The sequence below is a fragment of the Demequina sp. genome (genome assembly GCF_024642165.1).
Taxonomy (GTDB): domain Bacteria; phylum Actinomycetota; class Actinomycetes; order Actinomycetales; family Demequinaceae; genus Demequina.
Genome location: NZ_JAHEBP010000160.1, coordinates 1 through 3,564 on the forward strand (window position 1 = coordinate 1; position 3,564 = coordinate 3,564).

Annotated in this window: 4 protein-coding genes and 1 pseudogene; 2 read left to right on the forward strand and 3 right to left on the reverse strand. The window is 70.8% G+C overall.

The window, feature by feature from the left end; genetic code table 11:
• Positions 1 to 194, reverse strand: a pseudogene (locus Q0L54_RS10840) (MarR family transcriptional regulator); the annotation flags it as partial.
• Between the two features lie 96 nt (positions 195 to 290).
• On the opposite strand from Q0L54_RS10840, the gene Q0L54_RS10845 reads away from it, so the two are divergent.
• Together Q0L54_RS10845 and Q0L54_RS10850 are read left to right on the forward strand one after the other, a co-directional pair.
• On the forward strand, positions 291 to 1,229 hold the full coding sequence (locus Q0L54_RS10845; protein ID WP_296668021.1) for an EamA family transporter: 939 nt from the start codon (positions 291 to 293) through the stop codon (positions 1,227 to 1,229).
• A gap of 105 nt (positions 1,230 to 1,334) precedes the next feature.
• A complete protein-coding gene (locus Q0L54_RS10850) occupies positions 1,335 to 1,667 on the forward strand; it encodes an RNA polymerase-binding protein RbpA (protein ID WP_296668022.1) in 333 nt (110 codons plus the stop codon).
• An 81-nt stretch (positions 1,668 to 1,748) separates the two neighbouring features.
• Here the strand turns inward: Q0L54_RS10850 and Q0L54_RS10855 are convergent, their stop codons facing one another.
• Positions 1,749 to 2,483, reverse strand: coding sequence for a polyprenol monophosphomannose synthase (locus tag Q0L54_RS10855; protein ID WP_296668025.1), 735 nt, complete (start codon positions 2,481 to 2,483; stop codon positions 1,749 to 1,751).
• On the reverse strand, positions 2,483 to 3,564 hold a 1,082-nt coding region (gene lnt, locus Q0L54_RS10860; RefSeq protein ID WP_296668023.1), incomplete at its 5' end, for an apolipoprotein N-acyltransferase. The genes Q0L54_RS10855 and lnt, both read right to left, overlap by 1 nt.

Genomic DNA, 3,564 nt, shown 5'->3' on the forward strand with positions numbered 1-3,564 from the left:
GTACCGGCGCGCCTGAGCGCCGAGAGCACGTCGAACTCCCAGCCTTGCAGCCCGTGCTCGGCGAACACGCTGTCGAGACGCACCTGAACCAGCGCCGCGAATCTCGACAGCCGGCCGATCACGGCCAGCGCGCTCACGTCGAGGTCGGGGCGCTCCCGTTCCCACTGATCCATCACCGCGTCCAGCGCGTCCATCCGCCACCTCCTGCCGTCGATTCTGCCAGGTTTGAGGAATATCTTCACGTCAAGATTCCGTTACTATCTTGACATCAAGATAATGGACGGCTCCTCATGAATCGCACCCTTGCGCTCACCGCGCTCGCCCCCATCACGTGGGGAACCACGTACCTCGTCACCACCGAACTCCTGCCCGCGGACCGCCCGCTCCTCACCGCGACGCTGCGGGCGCTCCCGGCCGGGCTGCTCCTGCTCGCCGTGACACGCGCCCTCCCCCGGGGTGCGTGGTGGTGGAAGGCGGCCGTGCTCGGCACGTTGAACATCGGCGCATTCTTCGCGCTCATGTTCCTCTCCGCCTACCGTCTGCCGGGCGGGGTCGCTGCGACGCTGGGCGCGGTCCATCCGCTCCTCGTCGCACTGCTTGCCGGCACCGTCCTGGGCGAACGGGCCCGGCCCGCCGTCAAGGGCGCCGTGGTGGTCGGGCTGGCGGGGGTGGCCCTCCTGGTGCTCACGCCTTCCGCGCGGTTGGACGCGTTCGGCGTGGCGGCGGGGCTGCTCGCGGCGGGATCGACGGCCGCGGGGGTGCTGCTGACCAAGCGATGGGGGCGTCCGGTGCCGCTGCTCGCGTTCACCGGCTGGCAGCTGCTTGCCGGAGGGCTGGTGCTCGTGGCGCCGCTGATGCTGCTCGAGGGCCTGCCGGCGAGCATGACCGCGGAGAACCTCGTCGGCTACGCGTGGCTCGCCCTGCCCGGGACCGCTCTCGCATACCTGCTGTGGTTCCGCGGGCTGCTGCGCCTGCCCGTGACCCGCGTCAGCCTGCTGAGCTTCCTGACCCCGCTCACCGCGGGCGTGCTCGGATGGGCGGTGCTGGGCCAGACGCTCAGCGTCCCGCAGCTCGTGGGAGCGGCCGCCGTGCTTGCCGCGGTCACGATCGGCGCCTACGCCGGGCGTACGAGACCGCGCGAGTCTCCACGGCGCCCGAAGACGCCCCTCCCCTCCCCCGCTGCCGCATCGTCCCCACCCACGGCGGCCCTGGTGCCAAACGCTTGCTGACCTGCCCGTTCGATCCGGCGCCGACTATGCCACGATGGAACAAGGACATGCGGGCAGACGTTGACGAAAAGTGCAGGCAAGCCCGCCTGCCGGAAGGAGTCCGACATGGCCGACCGCGCGCTCCGGGGCATGCGCCTGGGAACCCAGAGCATGGAGTCGATCCACAACGCCGAGCTGGCGGAGAGGGTCGAGGTCCACTACGACTGCCCGAACGGTCACATCCTGGCGATGCCCTTCTCTATCGAGGCCGACGTCCCACTCTCGTGGGAGTGCCACTGCGGCGCGCTCGCGCTGTTGCGTGACGGTGATCGCCCCGAGCCCAAGGACACGAAGCCGCAGCGCACCCACTGGGACATGCTGCTCGAGCGGCGCTCGATCCCGGAGCTTGAGGAGCTCCTCGAGGAGCGTCTCGAGGTGCTGCGAGCCAGCCGCCGCTGACGTAACAGATGTGAAGGGCCCCGCTTCGGTGGGGCCCTTCCTCTCTGTCCTGACTCGGGCAGGTTGAGTCTGCGGCGGGTCCTATCTGCGGCGCACCAGGCCCGCGACCTGGCGGCCGCGATGCACGGCACCCCACTGCGTCACCTTGACCAGCGCCTCGCGGATGATGGCGCCGCTCATCTTGGACGTGCCCACCTCGCGCTCGACGAAGGTGATCGGGACCTCCACCACCCTGCCGCCCGCCCGCACCACGCGCCAGCACATGTCGACCTGGAAGCAGTACCCCTGCGACTCGACATCCGAGAGCTCGAGCGAACGCAGCATGGTCGCGCGGTAGACCCGGAACCCCGCGGTCGCGTCCCTCACACCGATTCCGAGCGCGAGCCTCACGTAGGTGTTGGCGCCCGTGGACAGCAGCAGGCGGTGCCGGGGCCAGTTCACCACGGAGCCGCCGGGCACCCAGCGCGAGCCGATGACCAGATCTGCGGACGATGCGGCCGCCAGCAGCACCGGTAGGTCGGACGCGCGGTGGGAGCCGTCGGCATCCATTTCGCACAGGAGCTCGTAACCCCGCTCGAGGCCCCACGCGAAGCCTGCCAGGTAGGCGGCGCCCAGACCCTGCTTGCTGGCGCGGTGCATGACGTGGACCCGTGCATCGTCCCGGGCGCGGCCGTCCGCCCACTCGCCGGTGCCGTCGGGCGAGCCGTCGTCGACCACCAGCACGTCGACCCCAGGGGCGGCGTCGAGCACCGCCTCGAGCTGGCGCGGCAGGGCCGCGCGCTCGTTGTAGGTGGGGATGATGACGAGGGTGCGCATCACCAGTCGTACCTGTCCGCGACGCGCCGCCGGACGGCGAGAAGGCCGATCGCCGCCGGCACCAGCAGCAGGCCCCACCCGATGAACCAGCCGAATCGGACGGCCGGCGTGATCGCCGTGCGCAGGCCCACCGCGTCGACCATGTGAGCGGCCTCGAAAAGCTCCGTGCCGGAGACCACGCGGCCGTTGGGATCGATCACCGCGCTCACGCCCACCGTCGACGCCTGGACCGCCCAGCGGCCCGTCTCGATGGCGCGCATGCGGGTCATCTGGAGCTGTTGAGTGCTCTCCGCGGTGCGGCCGAACGTCGCGTTGTTGGTGGGGACGATGAGGAGCTCGGCGCCCTTGGCGACCGCCTCCCTGATGATCGAGTCGTAGGCGACCTCGAAGCAGATGGGCGTCGCGATCGGGACCGTGCGCTCGAGCGAGGCCACCGGAACCTCCATCACGGCCGCATCCGTGCCCGAGAGCATATCGACCACGTTGTCGACGATGGGGGTGACGGTGCGGGCGATGCTGCGCAGTGGGATGTACTCCGCGAACGGCGCGGGCCGCTGCTTCGAGTAGGTGTCGAGCACGGTCCCGGAGGTGCCATACAGGAGCATGGTGTTGTAGCGGCCCTCGGGCGGCGTGTAGTCGACGGTGCCCAGCAGGAGCGGCGCCTGCGCCGCGGCGAGGGCCTGGTCCACCGCGTCCCTGGTCTCCGCATCGATGCGGGGATCGATGTCCGCGGCGTTCTCGGGCCAGATCACCAGGTCCACGGGCTGGGCGAGCTCCTCCACCATCCGCTGCGTCTCGGCGAGGTGGTTGGTGGTCACCTCCCGGGCCTGGTCGAAGGACTCGAGACCACGGTCGGGGACGTTGCCCTGGACCACTCCCAGGCGCATCGTCCCGTCCTGAGCCTGCCCGTCGAGCGGAACCAGGTACCCGGCCGCAAGCACGCCGATGGCCACCACCGGCGCGAAGGCGGCGGTCAGGGCGCGGCGCGTGCGCAGCGACTCCCACGCGAGGCCCAGCAGGGCGCCCGCCAGGGCTACGGCGAGCGACACCAACGGGATGCCTCCGAGCCACGCGAGGCGGG

Excerpts from the sequence above, each read along its gene's own strand:
- Q0L54_RS10845 (WP_296668021.1), top strand. The coding sequence starts at position 291 with ATGAATCGCACCCTTGCGCTCACCGCGCTCGCCCCCATCACGTGGGGA.
- Q0L54_RS10850 (WP_296668022.1), top strand. The coding sequence starts at position 1,335 with ATGGCCGACCGCGCGCTCCGGGGCATGCGCCTGGGAACCCAGAGCATG.
- Q0L54_RS10855 (WP_296668025.1), bottom strand. The coding sequence starts at position 2,483 with ATGCGCACCCTCGTCATCATCCCCACCTACAACGAGCGCGCGGCCCTG.